The following is a 21,453-nucleotide window of genomic DNA, read 5'->3' on the forward strand; positions in this document are numbered from 1 at the left end:
ATGACATTCTGGCCGGTCAGCTCCCGGACGCCATCAGGAAGCGGAAACACCGACTTCGTAGAGAACCAAGACCCCCCCGAACGGCTATAGAACCCGTACTTGACGCTTCTGCAAACAGAGAACGGCTATAGAACCCGTACTTGACGCTTCTGCAAACAGAGAGCAGGTTTGTCCGCCGACCTGTGAATTCACGGTTTTAGATTTACTGCGACCTGCATGAACGGCTGCAATCTCCACCGCGTAGCAAAAAAGATTTTCGCGGAGGTGCGGCATTTCTCGTGCTGCGTGCGCTCGCAGCACAAATTTGAGAGGTCCGGCGAGGGCTCGCAGCCGACCTCGGATGCGGCGCAGCATCCGCCTCGACCCAAGCCAGCGGTTCGTAAAGGACGGCCCTAACCGGACTTTTGCTATCAAATTTGATGCTGCGACGCGGCCCTTCAAAGGGGATGGGGTGGATGGCTCCTGCTCCACCGGCGTCACAATGCGCCATAGTGCAGTTGTTATCGACTGACAGGAAAGGAGCCACCCAATGCAGGTTACAACAGTCGGCCTTGATCTGGCCAAGAACATCTTTCAGGTACACGGGGTCACGGCGGATGGGACCGTTGCGTTCAATCGGTCGCTCAGGCGCGCACAGCTTTTGGAGTTCTTCAAGAACCTTGAATCCTGTCTGATCGGCATGGAAGCCTGCGGATCGAGCCACCATTGGGCCCGGCAGTTTCAAAGGCTCGGCCATGAAGTGCGGCTGATGCCTGCGATGTACGTGAAAGCCTATGTCAAACGCGGCAAGTCGGACGCCATCGACGCAGAGGCTATCTGCGAAGCTGTTACGCGACCCACCATGCGCTTTGTCGCAATCAAGTCCGAAGAGCAGCAAGGCGTTCTGTTCCTCCATCGCGCCCGCGATCTGGTCGTTCGGCAGCGTACCCAGCTCAGCAACATGTTGCGGGGCCTGTTGGGTGAGTTCGGCATTGTGATTGCTCAAGGGGTCGGTAGCGCGGTGAGGTTTGCCAAGGCGGTTCTCGACGGTGACCGCCCAATCATTCCTGAAGTCGCCATCGATGTCCTGACGAACCTGTGCAACCAGATGGTCGCTCTGCATCTGCGCATCCTCTGGTACGACAAACGCATCCTGCTTGAAGGTCGTAGAGACCCAAAGGTCATGTTGCTAAGGACAATTCCTGGGGTCGGCCCTGTTACCGCATCGGCCATTGTTGCGACAGCCGGCGACGGGCATCAGTTCCGAAGTGGACGAGAGTTTGCCGCCTGGCTGGGGCTGACACCGATCAACCGATCAAGCGGCGGCAAAGAACGTCTGGGGCGCATCTCCAAGATGGGAGATCGATACCTCAGGCGTCTGCTGGTCACCGGAATGACCGCCCGATTGAACCAGGTGAAGGTCAACCCCGACCGCGTCGACCCTTGGGCGATGTCCTTGAGAGAACGAAAATCCCCGCGCGTGGCCACCGTCGCCATGGCCAACAAGACTGCCCGCATCATTTGGGCGGTCCTGACGCGCAACGAACGCTACCGACCGCACGCGGCATAAGGGACAAGAGGGGATTCAAGAGACGCAAGACTATTGAAATGATGGAGCAATGTCAGCCCGCCAACCGAGACACCCCGTCGAATGTCAGGGACACATCGTTGTCCGCGAAGCGGTTTGGGACTTGGTCAGCGGAAACCATCAGGGCCAGCGGCCGCGTGTGCCGCGCGAACAGGCCGGACACACGACTGCATCTGACCATTGTTCAAATCAGCTCAGAAAAGTCTTGCTATGCAGGAGCCATCCACACAAGACGTTCGCTGCAACTGCGTAAAAAAGAGGTCACGGCAGGGTCAGCACAGCGAAACTCTGCCACCTTCGCCGCTGAGGCAGCGCGAAGTGCATAGAAAACCCGCTTTGAGCGGGCATCGGCCTGTGCAAAGTTCGGGCCTTATCGCGAAAACCGACGTTAATGCCAAACGTAGTGATGGGCAGGTTTTGGCCAATTCCGAGCCATCAAAATATTGCTTGTGTGCGTTCGCCAATCGCAGGATTGCAATAGGAAACGCAACCGCTTGGACAACGTGCAGCAAGATTGCCTATTTCCGCCCCAACTGGAGTAGGCGGCAGTAACCATGCTACCGCCTATTCCAGCTCAGGTGTTTCTGGCTCTTCTCGGATCACCGCGCTATGCAGCTGCCCCAGCCAGACACCGCTGAGCGTCCGCCATGAGCTTCGCCAGAATATCGCCGGCAGGCGCCGCAGAGCTGATCAGACCTATGCCTTCGCCTGCAAAGGCGGTTGCAACATCAGGATCTCCAGCTTCCTGAGCTGCCGCCCATTTTGCCGCTTCAACGCCGGCTTCCAGCTTCAAGGCGTCTTCTGAGCCGTGCCATTTCTGAATAAACGGGTTGCGCAGAACACGGCCGTTGTAGCGGCCGGGCCAGTCGAAACCGCGAACCGCGTCCACAACCTTGGTGCGGATTGTGTCGTCCCCGGTTGCCCGCAGCGCACGGTCCAGAATGCGCGGATGCACCAGCGCCTCGTGCGAGGCCCAGAACCGGGTACCGATCACTGCCCCGTCCGCCCCAAGCATCAGGGCCGCAGCCAGACCGCGCCCGTCGGTAACACCGCCCGCTGCACAGAGTAGCGCCTTGCTGTTTCGGCGCGCAATCTCGTCCGCGATCTCGGGAACCAGTGCAAAGGTGCCCCTTGCTTCGCCATGGCCGCCGGCATCCGCTCCTTGCGCAACAAGGATTATCGCGCCGCAGTCCAGCGCCTGCCGCGCATCGCGCAAGGTCTGTACCTGGCAGATCAGCGGCACTCCGGCATTCCGGATCGCAGGCGCAAACTGCTCCGGGTTGCCAAAGGACAGGAAAACCGCCGCCGGTTCGTGCGCCAGTACCAGGTCAAGCAGTTGCGGCTGCTCCGCAAGCTTCCAGGTGATCAGCCCGCAGCCGACGCGGGCAGCTGCAGCGATGCCGAACTGCTGTTCGATCCATTCGGCATCTCCGTAAGCACCTCCGATCATGCCCAGCCCTCCGGCGGCGGAGACGGCGCTGGCCAGCGCGCCTCCCGCGGCAAAGGCCATCGGCGCCTGGATCACCGGACAGGTGATCCCAAGCGCCTCTGTCAGCCGAGTCTTCATTGGGCCTGCTTCCGGTATTCCTGCACCGGCAGGCCGCCGACACCCCAATCCTCCAGCGAAACCTCGTCGATCACGACAAAGGTCGTTGCCGGGTTCTTGCCCAGAATGTCCTGCAGAAGACCGGTGACCCCGGTAATCAGCTGCGCCTTTTGCTCAGCGGTCGGGCCGGAGCCATCCGGGCCGCCTTCGCGGGTCACCTTGATATTCACATAAGGCATCGGTCAGTCCTTTCGCGGAACATAGGAAAATACTTTCGCAACGATGCGCCACTCGGCGCCGTGGCGGACCAGGGTAAGGAGGTCATGGAAGTCCCGGCCCATCATGGTCATCCGGGCGCTGACGCGGGCCAGCCTGGGGCTGCCAAAGGCAATCTCCAGGATTTCCTCCTCCCGCGGGTCGCCGCGTTCGGCGGGCGGCTCGCGCCCGTCCACGCGGGTCATGTAGGTCTCGAGATCCAAGTAAAGCTCATCGCCTTCCGTGGCGCAGACATAGGCCAGTTGCGGGTGGAACACCTCGCGCAGCATGGTGCTGTCGGCCTGGTGGAGACCCTCGAAATAGGCCTCCATCAGGTCGCCGACCTGTTTGTGGGCGGCGGGCGTCATTGGATCAGCCCCTCGGCGCGCATCGCTGCCTGTGCCGACGGGCGGGAGGCACTGCGGCTCTCAAAGGCGGCCAGATTGGGCCAACGGGCCAGGTCGATACCGGTGAAATTCGCCCAGTTCGAGACCACGAACAGGTAGGCATCCGCCACCGAGAACTGGTCTTCAACCAGCCATTCGCGGCCATCCGCCAGCAGGGATTCAATGAAATCGAACTTGCCCGCAACAGCGGTACGCGCGGCGTCCTTGCCGGCCTCGGACGTGCCCTCGCGGAACAGCGGGCCAAATGCCTTGTGCAGCTCGGTCCCGATCCAGTTGAGCTGTTCCTGCATCCGGGCGCGCGCCAGAGTGCCTGCCGCCGGGGCCAGACCTGCTTCAGGGCTGCTGTCTGCGATATACTGCAAAACCGCCGCCCCCTCAGTCAGCACGCTGCCGTCTTCCAGGCCCAGGGCCGGAACATAGCCCTTGGGGTTGATCGCGCGGTAGTCCGCACCGGTTTCGGTCCGGCCAGCCGCGGTATCAACGGCTTCGATTTCAAACGGGCGGCCGGATTCATGCAGGGCGATATGGCTTGCCAGCGGGCAGGCACCGGGCTTGTAGTAGAGTTTCATGACAGTCTCCTGTGTTGGTGATGTCCTCTGACTACCTCCTGATATGATTGATTGATAATATTGTGTTCTCAGCATTATGATCGGAAAAATTGATCATGTTGGAAGCTCATGAAACACGACCAGCTCATTGCCCTGGATGCCATTGTCGCAACCGGCACATTCCGCGGCGCGGCGGAGCGCCTGCACAAATCACAATCCGCCATCAGCCACACAATCCGCCAGTTGGAAGAGGAGCTGGAACTGGAGCTGCTCAGCCGCGAAGCCTACCGCCCCGCGCTCACCCCGGCAGGCGAAATTTTCTACCGCGAAGCCTCCCGGGTGCTGCGGCAGATGCAAGGGCTGCGCACCACCGCGTCCCGCCTGCGCGCCCGCGAAGAGCCGGAACTGACAATTGCTGTCAGCGCCACAATGGATCTGGCCCCCCTGCTGCCTGCGCTTGCAGATACCGGGCGGAGCCACCCGGCCACCCACCTGCGGCTGCGGATGGAAATGATGGGCGGCCCGATTGCCCGGCTGATGGAGGGCAAGGCGGATATCGCGCTCGCCTCCCTTGACGGGGTTCCCCTGGACGAAGTGGAGGCAGAGCCGGTTGCAGAGGTCACGATCCGGCCGGTGGCCGCCCCCGGCCTGGGCCTGCCCGCCAGTTCCCGGGCCTTGTCCGCATCCGAAATGCAAAGCCATGTGCAGGTGGTCGCTGCCGGCACAGGCGGCGCAGCCCATGAACAGAGCCGGGATCTGCTGCCGGGCGGGCTGAAATGGACAGTTTCAGACCTCGCAGCCAAGAAACAGGTGATCCTTGCAGGCCTCGGCTGGGGCGGCTTGCCCGATCACATGACGGTGGAGGAGCGGCGGTCCGGGGCTTTGCTTTCCCTAAACCTGGAAGGGTTCCCGCTTCGCCGGACCATGATCTTCAAGATGAGACGCAGGGACCAGGCAATTGGCGTCGTTGCAGATGAGCTTTGGAGCAAAATCGGGACTGCTAAGCCGGTGTAGAGCAGGAATTGTGTAGGACAGCTGATCCTGAGCAACTGAGGTGATCCTGTTAAATCTTTGGTTTGCTGCCGCAATAATAGCTGTCACCGCAGGCGCGATCTTTTCGATTGTTGCCTATTCCTGGGTTTTGCCGAAGCGGCACTCAGTCTTCCAATGACTCTGCAAACCTGGACGCGGTTGTCTGAGATCACAAACAAGTTAAATCGGGAAACTACTCCCAGAAGCTCTCCTTTCACCTCTGATGCTGCAGTGCGGCCCGTCAAAGCCGCCCTTCGCTGCGAGTGTTGAACCGTGTCGAGGCTAACCGTTTTTAGACCGGTCCTTTCAATGCATCCGAAAAATGAGATGGGGTGACGGTATCGCGATGATTGCTTTTCATTTAATTGTTCCAAGGCAAAATCAACTTTGGATCACGGGATTTGCTTCTTCGGGATGGACAGGTTCCCTTCGCGGTTGATCATGCAATGATGAGGCCATGACCAGAATCAATCTCGAGCAGATGAAAACGTTTCTGACTGTTGTACGGCTTGGTGGCGTGCGGAAGGCCTCTGTCGGGCTGAACCTGACGCAACCGGCGGTTACAGCGCGGATCAAGAACCTCGAAGAGAGCCTCTCCTGCGAGCTGTTCGACCGAAGTTCGGGCAGCATGACGCTTACCAAGCGGGGCGAAATGCTCCTTTCCTATGCCAAACAGTTCGAACAATTGTCAGAACTGGTTGAGAAGGATGTGATCGCCCCGGATGGTGTCGAGGGCCATTTGCGGCTGGGCGTGTCGGAAACCATCGCGCAATGCTGGCTGCCGGAACTGGTCTCGCGCCTGCACGGGCTCTATCCAAAGCTCGACATCGAATTCAATGTCGATATCTCGGTGAATCTCAGGGCGGGGCTGCTGAATCGCGAGATCGACCTGGCCATTCTGCTCGGCCCGATTTCGGATTTCTCGGTCGAGAATATCGAGCTGCCCGGCTTCGATCTGGCCTGGTATGCCGCGATAGATGCGTCGGTTGACACGGAAGGTGATGGGTATCTGTCTCGGCCAGTGATGACCTTTGCGCGCAACACCCGCCCTCATCGTGAGTTGAAGGAAATGCTGTTTGAACGTGCGGGGCCGGGGGTATCGCTGTTTTCCTCTTCATCGCTGTCGGCCTGTTTTCGTTTGGTCGAAGCCGATCTCGGGGTTGCCGTGCTGCCCAAGGCGCTTGGCAAGGACTATGTGGCTGCCGGCAGGATTCGAGAGTTCGACCCGGGCTGGGTGCCGAGCCCCATGCGGTTTTCAGCGTCCTACCTCGGAGAGCCGAAAAGCCATATGCTTGAAATTGCTGCGAAAATCGCCTTGGAGGTGGCGTCGGAATATGTGCGTGATAAAAAACTCTGATCGAAAGTTAGAAAAATATACGATTTGATTTGATATGTTGAATTGGCGAAATTTCCCCTGACCGGAGGAAGTTCCATTGACCATCACATACCAAACCCTCAGACACAGCGATTTGCCAGCCCTGCGGCAGGCCATCCGCAGCAGCCAGTATACCAAGCACACAGCGGGTCTTGGTCAGGGTCTCTTGCAGGCCAATCTGGCAGTACTTCCGCAGTCTCACGCGCTTGATTTCATGCGGTTTTGCCACCGCAACCCCAAACCCTGTCCGCTGACGGGTGTGTCGGATACCGGTAATCCGCAGATGTTCACGTTGGGCCACGACATCGATATCCGCACCGACGTTCCGGCCTATAACATCTACCGCGACGGGGAGCTGTCCGAGACGGTCACTGACATTTCGGACCTGTGGAGCGAGGATCTGGTTGCCTTTGCCTTGGGCTGTTCCTTTACCTTCGAACACGCCGTGCAGAAGGCTGGCATCCCGCTTTGGCATATCGACAACAACACGACGGTGCCAATGTTTCGCTCGAATATCGAAACCGTGCCCTCCGGTCCGTTTTCCGGAAAAACGGTGGTGAGCATGCGCTCGATCCCCGAGCACCGTATCGAAGAGGTCACCGCGATCTCGCGGCGTTTCCCGCTTGCCCATGGCGCGCCGATCCACTGGGGCGATCCGGCAGAGATCGGCATCACCGATCTGGCCCGGCCCGATTGGGGCGATGCAGCGCCCGTCGGGGAAGGAGAGGTGCCGGTATTCTGGGCCTGCGGCGTGACCCCGCAGGTCGCCATCGAAGCCGCGCGCCTGTCGCTCTGCATCACACACAAGCCCGGCCACATGCTGATCACCGATGTCGCCGAAGACGCCGAGGTTCCGGTGATCGCATCAACCTGACTGAAATCTGAAGATATCCAACAAGGAGAAAACTCATGAAACGCACTCTGACCCTTCTGGCCGCGACAACCGCTCTGTCGGCGCCCGCCTTTGCCGAAGACCTGTCGGTCGTCGGCAGCTGGTCCGGCTTGCCCTTGCACAAACAGTATGAAGCGCCGTTCTGGGGCGAAACGCTGCCCGCAGCGTCCGGCGGCAAGATCAACGTGGCCCTGACCACACATAACCAGATGAACCTGGGCGTCGGAGATGTGTTCCGCCTGCTGGGCGACGGTGTCTATGATGTGGCCATGACCGTGGCCGACTATGCAGTTGCCGATGCGCCCGAGCTTGAGGGGCTGGACGTACCGCTGCTGGCGCTGACCGCAGACGAGGCGCAGGCCATGGTCGACGCGGCGCGCCCAATGGTGGCCGATATCTACCGCGACCGGTTCAACAGCCATGTGCTGGCCATCGCACCCTATCCGCCGCAGGTGGTATTTTGTAACGCAGAGGTCTCCACTCTGGATGACCTGAAGGGCCTCAAGGTCCGCGCCTCGGGCCGGATGACCGCGAAATTCCTCGAAGCTCTGGGGGCCGAGGGCGTGAATGTAAGCTTCTCCGAGGTGCCGGGTGCGCTGCAGAAAGGCGTTGTCGATTGTGCCGTGACCGGGGCCGGTTCAGGCTACAGCGCCGGATGGTGGGAGGTTTCGACCCATCTGATGCCGATCCCGCTGGGCGGATGGGACAGCGTCGTGACTGCTATGAACATGGATAAGTGGAACAGCCTTGACGCCGACACCCAGGCACTGATCTCCGAGCAGGTCGCGACCGGCTTCGAGGCACCGGCCTGGGCCACCGCGCAGGACTCGCTGGTCAACGATATCGCCTGCCTGACCGGAAATGGTGACTGTCCGTCAGGCGAGGCGCGCTCGATGACGCTGGTCGAGGTTTCGGATGCCGATTTCGCCAAGGCACGTGACGTTTTGGTCAGTGAGGTACTGCCGGAATGGGCCGAGCGCGCCGGGACCGACTGGGCCGAGCGCTGGAACGCTTCTGTCGGCAAGACCGTAGGCGTCACCATTTCCGCCGAATAACGGCAACACGCTTGAAAGGGGATCCCGATGGCACAGCAGATATTAGACCTGATGAGACGGCTGAACAGAGGAGTAGCCATGCTGATTGGCATCGTGCTCCTGGCTTGTGCCGCCTTCGTGTTGGTCGAAATCGTTATCAGGAAATTGGGGTCCTCTCTGGGTGGCACTGATGAAATCAGCGGGTATGTGATGGCGATCGTCACTTCCTGGGGCATGGGGTTTGCGCTGCTGGAGCTCAGCCATGTCCGCATTGATTTCCTGCGCGGGCGGGTCGGAAGACTCGGCCGCGCGCTATTTGACCTGCTTTCGATGAGCGTCCTGGCGGGCACGATCACCCTGATCGCGCTGCGCTGCTGGCCGGTTGTCGAGCGCTCGCTCAACAACGGGTCACGCGCCAATACACCGCTGGAAACCCCGCTCGCGCTGGTCCAGATCCCCTGGTTCGCAGGCTGGGTTTGGTTCGCCATTGTGGCGTGGTCCACACTGTTTGCCGCCCTTCTGCTGATCTTGCGAGGTGAATTCGAACAATCCGAGGCCGCCATCGGCACCTTCGGCGAAGAGGAGATTGTGCAATGATCGGCGCCGTATCTGTCGGGCTCTTGGCCCTTCTCAGCCTGTCTATCCCGGTCGGGATTGTGCTGTTTCTGCTGGGCTTTGGCGTGGATGCCTTTTTCAGCCCGTTCCCGTTGATCAAGGGCCTGGGTAATCTGGTCTGGTCCACCTCGAACAACGCCACCCTGATCGCCATCCCCTTCTTTGTGCTCCTGGGCGAGATCCTGGTGCGCAGCGGCATCGCGACCCGCACCTACGCCGCGCTGGACCGCTGGGTCAGTTGGCTGCCGGGGGGGCTGGTACATGCCAATGTCGCTACCGCAACGATGTTCTCGTCCATCTCGGGCTCATCTGTAGCCACTGCCGCCACAGTTGCCACTGTGGCCATGCCGCAGGCTGACAAGCTGGGCTATGACCCCAAACTGTTCTCCGGTGCCATCGCCGCGGGCGGCACGCTGGGTATCATGATCCCGCCCTCGATCAACCTGATCGTCTATGGCTTCCTGACCCAATCTTCGATCCCACAGTTGTTTCTCGCCGGGCTCCTGCCGGGCATCCTTCTGGCCCTCGGTTTCATGGCGGTGACGGTTCTGATCTGCGTGATCCGCCCTGAGTTGGGTGGCACCCGCCGATTCTTCCCTATCGCACAGATGGTCCGGGCGCTGGCTCAGCTTCTACCGATCGTGCTTCTGTTCGGCGCGATAATTGGCACGATCTACAAGGGCTGGGCGACCCCGACCGAAGCCGCTGCGGTAGGTGTTGCCGGCGCCATCGTCATTGCCGCGTTTTTCGGCGGTGTGTCGATCCGCATGATCAGCGAAAGCGTCGTAGGGACGATCAAGATCACCTCGATGATCATGCTGGTGGTGATCGGTGCGTCGTTCTTGAACTTCACCTTGGCATCGGCCGGGCTGGGCGCGGAGCTGAAGGTCTTCCTTGACGGGCTGGGACTATCACCGCTGATGACGATCTTGGTGGTGGTCTGCATCTATATCGTGCTGGGTTTCTTCATCGAGACCTTGTCGCTGATGGTGGTGACAATCCCGATCATAGTACCGCTGATCGTAGAACAGGGCTTTGACGTGGTCTGGTTCGGCATCCTGATGATCGTTCTGATCGAGATGGCACTGATCTCACCGCCCGTCGGCCTGAACCTCTATGTGGTGCAGGGCGCGCGCAAAAGCGGCAAGATGAGCGAAGTCATGCTGGGCACGATTCCTTATGTGATCGTGATGCTGATTATGGTGGTCGCGCTGATTGCCTTCCCGCAAATCGCGCTATTGCTGCCTTCGTCGCTGGGAGGGTAATTCCATGGCAAGTCTCACTTCGAGCTGGGCAGAGGATATCGATCATCTGACCATCGCTGGCTGGACCGGGCGCGATCCCGACGCCGTCCAGCACCATATCGACGAGCTTGCCGAACTTGGCGTTGCTCCACCCTCGCAAGTTCCTCTATTCTACCGGGTGTCGCGCTCGCTGGTGACGCATGCAGATGAAATCGAGGTGCTGGGCACGGCGAATTCGGGCGAGGCCGAACCGGTGCTGGTCAACCGCGATGGCACGCTGTGGCTGGGCCTCGGCTCGGACCATACCGACCGGGAGTTGGAAGCGATCTCGGTCGCAGGGGGCAAGCAGGCTTGCCCGAAGCCAGTGGCTACTGGGCTGTGGCATTTCGACGAGATCGAGGCGCGTCAGGACGAAATTCTCCTGCGCTGCCATGTCGAGGAGGACGGCGCCTGGGTGCCTTATCAGGATGGCACGCTGGCGGCGATCCGCCCCTTGCGCTCACTGGTCGAGCAAACCGGCCTGGAAACGGGGGGCGCGATGTTCTGCGGCACGCTTGCGGCCATTGGTCCAGTCCGCCCCGCCAAGGCCTATCGCATGGAACTGATCGATAGCCGCCCGGACAGATCGATCCGGCTGGAATACAGAGTCCGGACCTTGCCGGTCGTAGAATAACCGGGATTAGAGAGCCTCAGGACAATGCTGCAATCACAAGACAATCACTGGCCTCGGATCAAGACTGCCGGGTTCGACGGCTTCCTGGTCAGCTTTAGCGATCGGCTGAGCGAACCGGCAAACCGGGCCGCGTTGGCCCTGCGCGATGCTGTGGAGCGGAAAGGCTGGGCCGGCGTTGAAGAGACATCGACCTCTCTGGTGTCGACCTATCTGCGCTTCGACCCGCTGTGGAAAGACCATTCCGAACTGCGCGGCCTGGTGGAGGGACTTCTGTCTGAACAGGACTGGTTCGCCGCGGCGTTGCCGCAGGGACGGCGACTCTGGCGGATTCCCACGGTCTATGGCACCGACCTGGCCCCGCAGCTTGACGAGGTCGCGGAACTGGCCGGGCTGTCGCCAGAGGCGGCGGTGAACTCGGTGTCGCGTGCCCGAGTACGGGTGCAGACAATCGGTTTCGCCGCCGGCATGCCCTATCTGGGCGAATTGCCACCAGAATTGGATATCCCACGGCAGACCGGCTTGACCCCGCAGGTGCCCGCCGGGGGACTATGTGTCGCGATCCGTCAACTGGTGCTGTTTCCCGTTGCCACCCCGACAGGATGGCGCCATATCGGGCAAACCGCCTTTACACTGTTCCGTCCCGATGACGAAATTCCCTTTGTCCTACGTCCCGGCGACGAGGTTATGTTCACGACGACCACGGCGGAAAAACTGGCTGCGATGCGCGCAAGCGGTCCCGATGGCGGCGCTACCTTCGAGGTGTTGTCATGAGCCGTATGCTGATTGTTCACCGCGCCGGACCGGGCGTGACGGTGCAGGATTTTGGTCGTCCCGGATACCTCGCCTTCGGCCTGTCGCGCGGTGGTGCTGCCGACCGCCTGGCGCTCGCGGAAGGGGCGGCCCTGCTGGGGCAGGATGAAAGCCTCGCCGCCCTGGAAATGGCAGGCATGGGCGGCGAGTTCGAGGTAACCGAAGACACCCGTATCGCACTAACCGGGGCACCAATGCGCGCCAGTATCGACGGCGCCCGCATTGCCTGGAATGCCAGTCACCTGCTGCCTGCGGGCACGCGGCTTTCCATCGGCGCTACCGAGGCCGGGACCTATGGCTATCTGCACCTTGGTGGCGGCGTGGCGGTGTCCGAACGGCTGGGTGCCCGCAGTACGCACCTGGCAGCCGGACTTGGCGCACCGATCGAATCCGTTTGCCGGCTACCGATTGGTGTGGACAGCAAGTCCGATGCCATCGGAATGGGGATAGACCCAGACCCACGCTTTGACGGCGGGACGGTTCGGGTCGTGCCCAGCCTTCAGACCGAATTCTTCGATCCGGCGGAAATCTCCCGTTTCGAGGCGACCGAATTCCACCGCGACGCCCGCGGCAATCGCATGGGCGTGCGGCTTTTGCCCGGGGGCGACGGCTTTCACAGTGAGGCTGGGCTGAGTGTTTTGTCCGAGATCATCGTGCCCGGCGACATCCAGATAACCGGTGACGGAACCCCCTTCGTGCTTCATAGCGAATGCCAGACCACGGGGGGGTATCCTCGCATCGGCTCGGTCCTGCCTGCCGATCTGCCCCGCGTTGCCCAGGCTCAGTCCGGCACCGGCCTGCGCTTTCGCTTCGTGACATTGGAAGAGGCAGTCGAGGCCGAGCGGCGTGAAAAGGAGCGACGCAAGGGATTGCGGCGCAGCCTACGCCCGCTGATCCGGGACCTTCGAACCATGCACGATCTGCTATCCTCTCAACTCATCAGCGGCATGACCGCGGGGGACGATCTTGAAAGGGAAGTCTCCTGAGCAAATCCGTTGATCTGAACGCCGATATGGGCGAGAGCTTTGGCCCTTGGATCATGGGCGATGATGAGGCCCTGCTGGACATCGTGACTTCGGCCAATATCGCCTGCGGGTGCCACGCAGGAGACTGGGACGTGATGGACCGGACGATGCGAGCCGCTGTCCAGCGCGGCGTCGGCATCGGCGCCCATCCAGGCTTTGCCGATCTGCAGAGCTTTAGACGGCGGCGCATGACGCTGTCGCATGACAGTCTCGGCAACCTGATCCGATATCAACTTGGTCCCGCCAGGGCCATGGCGCACTCTGCCGGGGGCGAGGTGAGGCACTTAAAACTGCACGGTGCGCTCGCCAACTTGGCTGCCGAGGATCAGGCCATGACACGGGCCTGCTATGGTGCTGCCCTTTCGGTTGCACCTGAGATCACAATCATGGTTCTGGCAGGCACCGCCCAGCAGGCAGCGGTTGCCGAGTTGGGCTGCAAGGCCGCCTGCGAGATCTTCGCCGACCGCGCCTATAACGACGATGCCACACTGGTCGATCGAAGCCTTCCTGGTGCCGTCATCCACGACCCGGGAACCGCCAGCGAACGTATAGTTAAGATGGTGCAGGCCGGGGCCATCATCGCCGAAAGCGGCAAGCATATTCCAACCCGGATCGATTCCATCTGCCTGCATGGCGACACGCCCGAGGTGATCGAGATAGCCAGAATGACGCGTGCCGCACTGGAAATTGCCGATATTTCACTGGCCAGTTTCGAGGGCGCTACTGTCTGATTGAGAGGCTGACAAGTTCCCAAAGGAGAGGTGTACCGAAGCCAAAAACGGTTCTTCGGTGGTTTCAGCGAATGCGGATGTCAGCTTTCAACGTTGCCGCTTGATCGGTTCGCGCTTGCAGAGAAAGTCCGGTATCCGCCCTTCACGACGGATTCTGCGGAAACGACTGACGCCACCTTTGGGCTCGAACTGGCCTTTCGGCGCCGTAGCATCCTGATCGCCGGCCTGGACGATTGCCTGCGCTCCCGCAGGTGACCGCAGGCAGCCCTTGCAAGACATCTGCATGAGGCACGAATAAGCTCAAGACCAGACGGGAGCCGAACTTCTCAAGACCAGAATCAGCCAAGTTCCTGCCTTGATTTGGAAAAAACATTCCAGATTTGCGCTCTATCGACCAATGGCATCTACGGGCCGAATGATAGGGAAGCGTTGTTATCTGATAACACGCTCAGAAAGTGTGTCGGTGATCGGATAACAGGACGCCTGTGGAGTATGAGCATAAGCATCGGCGGGGATTGCGGAGATACGATTCTCCGCAATCCCCGCCGATACCAGCAATGCCGCCGGCGCACTGTCGGCCCCTCAGGAGACCAACATGAAATTCATCTATCCGCTCTTCGCAGCAACCGCCCTAATCTCGGCCTGCGCACCAGGCGCCGCAATCGACAGTGATATGGAGCGCGGCCTTGTCGGGGCAGCTCTCGGATATGGCGCGGCGAAGGCCGTCAATGGAAACGGCGACCGCGGTGCCATCATCGGCGGGCTTGCGGGTGTATTCTGCGACGATGCAGGCATTTGCAGCCGACCGCGTTATTGAGCGCATCCAAAAACCTTGAAGGGGGCGGATCAGGTTCGCGCCCTCACTTAAGGCCCGTTCCCGCTAATCTATAGCCCTTCTCCGACGCCAGGCAATGCCGCGCATCATTCAAACGTCGCGCGTGGCGTCCGAGAAGCCTGCAGCATTACTGCCACTGAGGTGGAACCCAGCATCAGCCATGGCCGCCACCACCTGCTGGATGGCTGTTTTCGGTAAAATGGCCTAAATGCTTCGCACTCGCAGCGGAGCAGTCTCTGTGCCTGAAACGAATGTCGCGTTTGGGCTGGCTCCCGTCATACCCTAGAGCACCCGAGATCCGCTCTGGTCCTCCAGAGCGGTGGTCTGGTCGCTGCGGCGCCGCAAGTCGGCAGTGAGCCCACTGCTGGCCTTGCTTCCTGACTGGGATGCTGCAAGCGCACTAGACTCTCACAGCCCAAACTTGACGCTCATTTGTGGAGAGCCGCTCTGAATGCTGCACGTGCGAGGCTTTGCAACCGTTCCAGCGAAAGCGGACCTTCAACTGGGCAGGAGCTCTCTTGCTGAAGGATCGGGAAGAGAAAGTTGAGCAGAGTGTCGCTGCCATTGCACCGCTTACGATTACTCCTCGCCGGTGATGTGTCCTGTCACCACATGGTTAAGGCCCAGGTTCTTTATCTCCACCACGGCCTTTACTTTGAAAGTTTTTCCGGCAGTATCCGCCTCGCGCATCGCTTCTTCGATCGCTTGTTGAGAAGTGACACCAACCTGCTTTAGGAACTTGCGCATGGACATATTGAAGCTGTCTGGCATATTCGATCCCTTTCAAGTGTTCATTTTATCCGGCGGTCACATCCACATAGATCTAACCCGCCTAGTGGCTATGAGGCCCGCGCCTGGCGCAGCATATCGCAGAATGGGATCGATCCGCCAGTTCGCCGCATTGGGCAGGAGTGGCTAGCCGCGACGAGCCGCCCTTCGCTGCGCCGGTGACGAACGCACCCTGGGTGCAGAAAATCCGCCGCTCCCGTCGCCGGAGGCAATGACGGCAGGCAGCCCAATGTTGCCAATTGCGCCCCGCGCAACTGTACGTGGTGCCGCCTGCGTTAGCCCAACAAGTGAATTGCTGCTTCAGATCTCAAGATCCTCGAGGGACTTCCCAGCTTCCAAAGCTTCGTGGACCCAAGCAGGCTTACGCCCGCGGCCGCTCCAGGTTTGGGATCGGTCAGCTGGATTGGCGTATTTAGCCGGTGCCTTTGCGCTTGACTTACGCCCCTTGCCGCCATGCAGAGCAATAACCGCTTCAAAGGGCACGCCATGTTTTTCCGCAATAGCCAGCATTTCGGCATAAGCGTTTTTCTTTGCCTCGTTCTCTACTTCCACTTTTCGGGCTTCGATTTCCTTGGCCAGCGCTTCCAATTCAGCGGCACTCAGCCCCTTTAGGTCTATTGCCATATTTCACCTGTGTTTTCAGTTTTTCTCGGTCAAAGCAGATATACTCTTGTGAGGCTAGTAGCTGGCCACAGCGGTGCGGTATCCGTCGCAGTCCGATTTGGGGCCGGAGGCTGCTGATCGGACGAGGCGTATGAACTGCCCCCCTCCGGCTTGGCGGTTCACTACACCGTTCCGAGAAACCATATGCAAAGCATGCACCACGACCTTGACCATTTCGAGAAGATCGCTCGCGCCACTATAGCTTCCCTGCCGAGGGCCTTTAGGCCAGCTGCAGATAACGTCATTCTGCGCATTGCCGAATGGCCTGCGCCGGCCATGCTGGACGAACTTGGTTTTGCAAATCCATATGAACTGACGGGGCTCTACGAGGGAATACCTATGACCGAGAAATCGATTCTCGACATGGCGCCACCTCCGGATGTTGTCTGGCTTTTCCGCCAGCCGATCCTGGCGGAATGGCGCGACCGCGGTGACGTCGAGCTTAACCAGTTGATCGCGCATGTTGTAATTCACGAGTTCGCCCATCATTTCGGATGGACTGACGAGGAGATAGCAGCCATCGACCAATGGTGGGTCTGAACCGCTCTTCAAGGCCTAGGGGAAGTTGGCATTCGAGCTCACAGGTGACGTTGCCGCGACGATGGGGTGCCGCGAGTGCAGTCGACGGTTCGCAGCCCGCATCCGCCATTGCTATAGTTGCGAATTAACAGTCTCGCAGCTAAAAATTCCCGACATCGCCGGGAGAAGTCTCATGGGCCAATCACATCAAGAGCTTGATCGCCTCAACGTGCTGCTGCATGCGCTGCCCGTCGAAAAAATGCCTATGTCGCTTAGCGAACTTGATGGCTACGTGACCGGCATTCTTGCTTGTAGTGACATGATCCCGCCCTCGGAATGGCTTCCCCATGTCTGGGGCGAGACCGGCGAAGCACATTTTTCTGACCAGAAGGCTGCAGAAGAAACGATCGGTGCTGTCATGGCGCATTACAATTCGGTGGCCGAGGCGATATCCCGCTCGTTTCGGATCGAGCCTATCTACGAGGTTGATCCCAACAGCGACGAGACGATGTGGGAGCCTTGGGTCGATGGCTTCACCCGCGCCATGGGCCTGCGGCCGGAAGCTTGGGAACGCCTGCTCGATCAGGCCGACGAAGAGACGCGAGCTACGATGATCTTTTTGATGGCGTTACAAGACATCTACACTGGTCAAAGCAAGTTCACGGACGACGAAATTGACCAGATCGACCTTGAAGCCCCCGATCTGATCCCGAACTGCGTAGCGACAATACTGCACCAGTCACGTCCTGAACTTTCCCGCCCTGAGCCTGAAAATCTTTCCGGCATGCCGTTCAAGGCTGGTCCTCCCCCAGGTCGAAACGATCCATGCTCCTGCGGGTCGGGCCGCAAATACAAACAGTGTTGCGGTCGGAACTAACTGATCTCCAGGGATTTCATAGCAACCATCCGCAGAGCGAGGCACCGGTCTAATCGGGGAGGATCTCGCAAACCGCCACCTGTCATCGGATCGGACCGCATGGGGCGGATCGGCTGCACCAGCCCCGAACCGGACATGCGAATGAGGCACGCGGTGCTGGATGCTGCAGGTGCGAGGCTTGCCAGCCAATCCATCAATTGCGGACGTTCATCCAGGCACGGGCAATACCTTCGAAGCTTCGATCTCGGCCCGAGAATTCCCCAGCACATCGCTCGGTTGATCTAACCGCAACAAGCCGCGCTGCTGGATTAGCATGTTAGAATTATGCACCAACGTCGGGTTGGTGTCGTGGCAGGGCGTGGTGGATCGGAGGGCCTATTATGCCCATTGCCAATTTACCCGCCATTCGCGCGTGCCGCCCAGCCTGGAACAAGGGGCGCGTAGTCGGTCAGAAGCGGCCGCTCCAGCCAAAACACGTCTGGGCCATTCGCGTCCGTTTGGAGATCGCCCGGAACCACAGGGATCTTGCCCTGTTCAATCTGGCCATCGACAGCAAGCTGCGTGGCTGTGATCTGGTGAAACTGAGGGTCGCGGATGTCTATGCTTCGGGCCAGGTCAAGGAACGCGCCTCGATTGTCCAGAGCAAAACCCAGCGGCCAGTTCGCTTCGAGATAACGGAGGGCACGCGCAAGTCGCTCTCGCGATGGATGGAGGAACCGATGATGGTCGGCTCAGAATACCTCTGGCCCGGCCGATTTCACGATCGTCCGCACATCTCAACGCGGCAGTACGCCCGTCTCGTGCGGGACTGGGTGAGGTCCATCGGGCTGGATTCCACGTCCTATGGGACGCATTCCATGCGCCGGACAAAGGTCGCGCATACGGCCGCTTCGGGCTGGCTTGAGCCGATCACAGCTGGCCTCGGGCAGGCAAGTGCAGGTTTCTCGGTGCTGTGCCGCCGCATGGCGGTAGTGAGCCCTCAATTTCCTTCGCCGCTCAATGTACCAACGGCCGCAGTCGGCCGAGATTTCCTTTTGCGTCTGTTCAATCGAACCGGCAATAAGATCAAAGCGTCTTCAAATACTCAATGACTGCAATACGCTCATAGTTACTCAGATGGTCGCCGAAACGGTGGCCGCCGTTTCCGTAACCTGGGAGGGTTGTATCATAGACTTGCCTTGCCATTTCTGGATCGTCGATGTTCGCCCTTCCGTGTTCCAGGCGATCATAGCGCCACCCCAGCTTTGACGGATCATATTCACGAGGAGCGACCCGGTGCCGCCAAATATTGGGCCGAGTGCTGCTGTCCAAGAGCGACTGAATGTCGGGCACTGATCCGTTGTGAAGGTAGGGGGCCGTCGCCCAGACCCCATCAAGCGGTGGCGCAATGTATCCTGGTGCAGGAGCAATTTGCACGGAGTTGCCGTAGTAGGAGTTCTCAACCCATTGGTAAAAACGATCACGCCTGCCGTCAGTGGCGGCGAGCGCATATTCGTTGTCTGTTTCGATCTCGTTGAGTGGAACAACCAAATTTGGGTAGCTCCCATCCTCGCCATAGGTGCCGTGACACCGGCTGCAATTTTCCTCAAATACTGTGCGGCCTTCCTCGGCCAGATCGATATCGACGGGATAGGGATAGGGTGGCGGTCTGAGACTTTCCAAATAGGCGCGTATATCCGGGCCGTATGCATCCACAATTTCCACCTCTTCTAGCGAGTCTGCGCAAAGCAGCGAGGCCATGATCATGAAACGGGCATGGTCACCGCGCCCAATGGTCGTGTAGAACATCGCGTTCTTTTTCTGCATCCGCCACCAGGGCGGGACGCTGACCGGCAGCGGCGAAGTGGGCGGGGGCTCGATAAGCGGCTCCGCGGACCAATCCAGGGTCTTGTTGTCTCGATGTGCCATCAGAGCCCAGGTCAGATTGGTCGCCGGATTAACCCCGACTGTCTGCATCTGAATGTAAGGCGCAATCCCTTCAACCCGATCCGCCCAACGCTGCCAGGCAGCGGACTCCGCCTCACCCTGTACGTAACCGCCGACCTGATTCACTATCCTCCGAGGGTCTTGGGTGAAATCGAGAAACTCATTTCCGAGACCAACCACGAGTTCGCCATTGAAGCGCGACGCGTGGCACAACAGGCAGTTCGACGAGACGATTTCGACGCCGTCCGCGTTTACATGAGAAGTGAACGCATAGGGAAGTTCTGCGTTCCGGGCCTCTCGTTCCGGCAGAAGATCGACAGGATCGACCTCCGGGTTGAAACGGCGATATGCGCGATAAGGCATGCCACAATTGACATAAGGTTCATTAACCAGGGCGCGGTATCCCGCCTCCGCATCGCCCGGACGTTGCGGTGTTGCCGGAACCGGGCCGACCGCTGACCGGAAACGGTCGCTACCTTGGCTTAGAACCGCCACGATGTCGCCGGTTATCCAAATGTAAGCTGTCACCCCTGCGACGAGGCCCAATACGGCGACTAATACACCCCGGTGCTTCATTGTGCCTGGTATCCGGTCAACTGCATCATTCCGACGCCACCTATATGTCTGATCCCTGGCTCACCTTCGGCCCTGACCATGCCGTTCCAGACCGGCACTGCAAAATCATACTCCTGTTCGTCGATGAGTGAAGTCACCTGCAAATTCAAGTCATTCGCTTTGAGTTGCCAGTCAACTGGATAGGCACCGCGTGCGCCACGCCATATCCGGGCGATGACGAGCTCTGTCGAAGCTTCGTCCAGCGAACTGAATTGACCTTCGGAATCGACGACGTAGCCATCAGCTGTCGTAGCTCCGCCGCCATCTCGTCTTCTGGATCTGATAAGCGACAAGTCTCGTCCGTCATCAAGATGAAGTTGCAGGCGATCCCAGACAATCGGTGAGGCACCGGGTATCGGCAATTCTCCCCAAATATGATCGAACCAAGCAGTACCTGAAACAACGTCGCGGCCTTGCGAACCATTGAGATGACCATTGACGCTCAGGCGAGTGACTGAGTATCCGCGAAACGGGATTGCATCGTCATCCATGGTAATTGGCGCTTTGAGCGGGGTAAGGGATAGCTCGGCGCGAACCTTCCCTTCGGCAACGTCGAGCTCCATTTCGCCCCGTCCTGAACCCTGATTGAATTGCAGCGACCAGTTGTCGATCCTCAGTTCATGGATATCAGGGTCGAAGCCTGCAACCCCAGTCATTCCCCTAGAAATACGTTCGTCACCATCAACCCCGCCTTTCAGCATTCCATTGACAGTGATATTGCCAAGATAGATGTCGTGGACCTCCCAGATCGACGACGGCGGCGGTGCGCCAGGCGGCACGATACCGACGCGAAATACTGAAAATTGAAAGCCAATGTCCTCACCGCGTTCATTTCGTAGAAATGCCGTGAGTTGCCATGTTTCCATGCTACCCTCTGAATGAGCGCCGTGGTCCTTGGGCAAATCGAGAGACCATGAACCAGAAAGTTGTTCATGTCTTTCGTTCGACATATTGGCAACTGCTGCAATCCAATCAATTCTGTCAGGCGAGCGCAGCGGCGCAGGTTCGGGGGTTAGGAGCCCGACTGTAATGTAGAAACTCACAGCGCCGAATATCAGCAACGGTAGCCCCACGACAAAAAGGCTTCGGAGTCTTTGCATACTAGCCAATTCTATCGATCTGCGGAGTGTTTAAAGCCTCATCCCCAATAGACAGCGTGTCAAGCGTTCCCGCCGGTATTGCACTCACCTTAAAGGTCGCAACGACATCGAACCCGACACTGGAATGTTCTCTTATGGCAGCTTCACTGCGCATCTTGGAGAACTCCAAATCGGGCATTCAATGCTCGGTATGTGCTGGCAGCGGTCAATGGTCCCAGACAGGCAAAAGGGAGCTTCTCTAATCGGGCGTTTGGGTCAAGCTCATTCCATCGTTTCGTTTCCGTCTTATGGGAACAGGTCTCTCATCCGGGTCAAGCTTCTCTTCGCAGTCATTGGTGGCCCGGTTCGGTTGGGCCGCTGCATGCATGTGCCGGA

At 59.4% G+C, this 21,453-nt stretch carries 23 protein-coding genes; 15 read left to right on the forward strand and 8 right to left on the reverse strand.

Translation table 11 applies throughout. The features are described from left to right. The first annotated feature begins 529 nt into the window (after window positions 1-529). Entirely contained in the window at window positions 530-1,549 is a 1,020-nt protein-coding gene (locus tag ACFMBG_RS23120; RefSeq protein ID WP_421057008.1) for an IS110 family RNA-guided transposase, read from the forward strand. A gap of 625 nt (window positions 1,550-2,174) precedes the next feature. Here the strand turns inward: ACFMBG_RS23120 and ACFMBG_RS23125 are convergent. Genes ACFMBG_RS23125 through gstA form a run of 4 tightly spaced genes read right to left on the reverse strand, consistent with a single transcriptional unit; the run spans window position 2,175 to window position 4,344 of the window. After that, on the reverse strand, window positions 2,175-3,134 hold the full coding sequence (locus tag ACFMBG_RS23125) for an NAD(P)H-dependent flavin oxidoreductase (RefSeq protein ID WP_421057009.1): 960 nt from the start codon (window positions 3,132-3,134) through the stop codon (window positions 2,175-2,177). Next, window positions 3,131-3,352, reverse strand: a complete 222-nt coding sequence (locus ACFMBG_RS23130) for a tautomerase family protein (protein WP_421057010.1) — start codon at window positions 3,350-3,352, stop codon at window positions 3,131-3,133. Before ACFMBG_RS23130 ends, ACFMBG_RS23125 begins: the two co-directional genes overlap by 4 nt. A gap of 3 nt (window positions 3,353-3,355) precedes the next feature. Continuing rightward, window positions 3,356-3,736, reverse strand: coding sequence for a nuclear transport factor 2 family protein (locus ACFMBG_RS23135; RefSeq protein ID WP_421057011.1), 381 nt, complete (start codon window positions 3,734-3,736; stop codon window positions 3,356-3,358). Next, a complete protein-coding gene (gene gstA / locus ACFMBG_RS23140; RefSeq protein ID WP_421057012.1) occupies window positions 3,733-4,344 on the reverse strand; it encodes a glutathione transferase GstA in 612 nt (203 codons plus the stop codon). The genes ACFMBG_RS23135 and gstA overlap by 4 nt, the downstream gene beginning before the upstream one ends. A 108-nt stretch (window positions 4,345-4,452) precedes the next feature. On the opposite strand from gstA, the gene ACFMBG_RS23145 reads away from it, so the two are divergent. The 11 genes from ACFMBG_RS23145 to ACFMBG_RS23195 all read left to right on the forward strand — a co-directional run bounded on the left by ACFMBG_RS23145 (window position 4,453) and on the right by ACFMBG_RS23195 (window position 14,571). Beyond that, a complete protein-coding gene (locus tag ACFMBG_RS23145; RefSeq protein WP_421057013.1) occupies window positions 4,453-5,337 on the forward strand; it encodes a LysR family transcriptional regulator in 885 nt (294 codons plus the stop codon). A 475-nt stretch (window positions 5,338-5,812) separates the two neighbouring features. Continuing rightward, the gene (locus ACFMBG_RS23150; RefSeq protein WP_421057014.1) at window positions 5,813-6,712 is read left to right on the forward strand and encodes a LysR family transcriptional regulator; all 900 of its coding nucleotides are present in this window, start codon (window positions 5,813-5,815) and stop codon (window positions 6,710-6,712) included. An 82-nt stretch (window positions 6,713-6,794) separates the two neighbouring features. Beyond that, complete coding sequence (locus ACFMBG_RS23155; protein WP_421057029.1) at window positions 6,795-7,604, forward strand: putative hydro-lyase; 810 nt, start codon at window positions 6,795-6,797, stop codon at window positions 7,602-7,604. A 35-nt stretch (window positions 7,605-7,639) separates the two neighbouring features. Next, a complete protein-coding gene (locus ACFMBG_RS23160) occupies window positions 7,640-8,677 on the forward strand; it encodes a TRAP transporter substrate-binding protein (RefSeq protein ID WP_421057015.1) in 1,038 nt (345 codons plus the stop codon). Between the two features lie 78 nt (window positions 8,678-8,755). Beyond that, window positions 8,756-9,253 carry a TRAP transporter small permease subunit gene (locus tag ACFMBG_RS23165; RefSeq protein WP_421057016.1) on the forward strand — a complete coding sequence of 166 codons (498 nt, stop codon included), beginning with the start codon at window positions 8,756-8,758 and terminating at the stop codon, window positions 9,251-9,253. Then, window positions 9,250-10,536, forward strand: a complete 1,287-nt coding sequence (locus ACFMBG_RS23170) for a TRAP transporter large permease (RefSeq protein ID WP_421057017.1) — start codon at window positions 9,250-9,252, stop codon at window positions 10,534-10,536. The genes ACFMBG_RS23165 and ACFMBG_RS23170 overlap by 4 nt, the downstream gene beginning before the upstream one ends. Before the next feature lie 4 nt (window positions 10,537-10,540). Then, the gene (locus ACFMBG_RS23175; RefSeq protein ID WP_421057018.1) at window positions 10,541-11,188 is read left to right on the forward strand and encodes a DUF2848 domain-containing protein; all 648 of its coding nucleotides are present in this window, start codon (window positions 10,541-10,543) and stop codon (window positions 11,186-11,188) included. Window positions 11,189-11,212: 24 nt separating this feature from the next. Then, on the forward strand, window positions 11,213-11,959 hold the full coding sequence (locus ACFMBG_RS23180) for a 5-oxoprolinase subunit B family protein (protein WP_421057019.1): 747 nt from the start codon (window positions 11,213-11,215) through the stop codon (window positions 11,957-11,959). Beyond that, a complete protein-coding gene (locus tag ACFMBG_RS23185) occupies window positions 11,956-12,984 on the forward strand; it encodes a 5-oxoprolinase subunit C family protein (RefSeq protein WP_421057020.1) in 1,029 nt (342 codons plus the stop codon). Before ACFMBG_RS23180 ends, ACFMBG_RS23185 begins: the two co-directional genes overlap by 4 nt. Continuing rightward, window positions 12,981-13,754: a LamB/YcsF family protein gene (locus tag ACFMBG_RS23190; protein WP_421057030.1), complete on the forward strand. Its 774-nt coding sequence runs from the start codon at window positions 12,981-12,983 to the stop codon at window positions 13,752-13,754. Before ACFMBG_RS23185 ends, ACFMBG_RS23190 begins: the two co-directional genes overlap by 4 nt. 595 nt (window positions 13,755-14,349) lie before the next feature. Next, window positions 14,350-14,571, forward strand: coding sequence for a hypothetical protein (locus tag ACFMBG_RS23195; protein ID WP_421057021.1), 222 nt, complete (start codon window positions 14,350-14,352; stop codon window positions 14,569-14,571). Window positions 14,572-15,168: 597 nt separating this feature from the next. On the opposite strand, the gene ACFMBG_RS23200 is transcribed toward ACFMBG_RS23195, so the two are convergent. Together ACFMBG_RS23200 and ACFMBG_RS23205 are read right to left on the reverse strand one after the other, a co-directional pair. Next, window positions 15,169-15,360 (reverse strand): DUF6494 family protein, encoded by a 192-nt coding sequence (locus ACFMBG_RS23200; RefSeq protein WP_421057022.1) that lies wholly within the window; start codon window positions 15,358-15,360, stop codon window positions 15,169-15,171. A 318-nt stretch (window positions 15,361-15,678) separates the two neighbouring features. Beyond that, window positions 15,679-16,002, reverse strand: coding sequence for an H-NS histone family protein (locus ACFMBG_RS23205; protein WP_421057023.1), 324 nt, complete (start codon window positions 16,000-16,002; stop codon window positions 15,679-15,681). 192 nt (window positions 16,003-16,194) lie between these two features. Between ACFMBG_RS23205 and ACFMBG_RS23210 the strand changes: the two genes are divergently transcribed. From ACFMBG_RS23210 to ACFMBG_RS23220, 3 genes are all read left to right on the forward strand, one after another. Continuing rightward, on the forward strand, window positions 16,195-16,581 hold the full coding sequence (locus ACFMBG_RS23210) for a metallopeptidase family protein (protein ID WP_421057024.1): 387 nt from the start codon (window positions 16,195-16,197) through the stop codon (window positions 16,579-16,581). A 172-nt stretch (window positions 16,582-16,753) separates the two neighbouring features. Further along, window positions 16,754-17,437 (forward strand): UPF0149 family protein, encoded by a 684-nt coding sequence (locus ACFMBG_RS23215; protein ID WP_421057025.1) that lies wholly within the window; start codon window positions 16,754-16,756, stop codon window positions 17,435-17,437. Window positions 17,438-17,817: 380 nt separating this feature from the next. Continuing rightward, on the forward strand, window positions 17,818-18,528 hold the full coding sequence (locus tag ACFMBG_RS23220; protein WP_421057026.1) for a tyrosine-type recombinase/integrase: 711 nt from the start codon (window positions 17,818-17,820) through the stop codon (window positions 18,526-18,528). Here ACFMBG_RS23220 and ACFMBG_RS23225 read toward each other — a convergent pair. Beyond that, entirely contained in the window at window positions 18,503-19,939 is a 1,437-nt protein-coding gene (locus ACFMBG_RS23225) for a c-type cytochrome (RefSeq protein WP_421057027.1), read from the reverse strand. The genes ACFMBG_RS23220 and ACFMBG_RS23225 overlap by 26 nt on opposite strands. After that, the gene (locus tag ACFMBG_RS23230) at window positions 19,936-21,078 is read right to left on the reverse strand and encodes a lipocalin-like domain-containing protein (RefSeq protein WP_421057028.1); all 1,143 of its coding nucleotides are present in this window, start codon (window positions 21,076-21,078) and stop codon (window positions 19,936-19,938) included. The genes ACFMBG_RS23225 and ACFMBG_RS23230 overlap by 4 nt, the downstream gene beginning before the upstream one ends. Window positions 21,079-21,453 lie beyond the last annotated feature (375 nt).

The organism is Leisingera coralii (assembly GCF_049056525.1).
GTDB lineage: Bacteria > Pseudomonadota > Alphaproteobacteria > Rhodobacterales > Rhodobacteraceae > Leisingera > Leisingera coralii.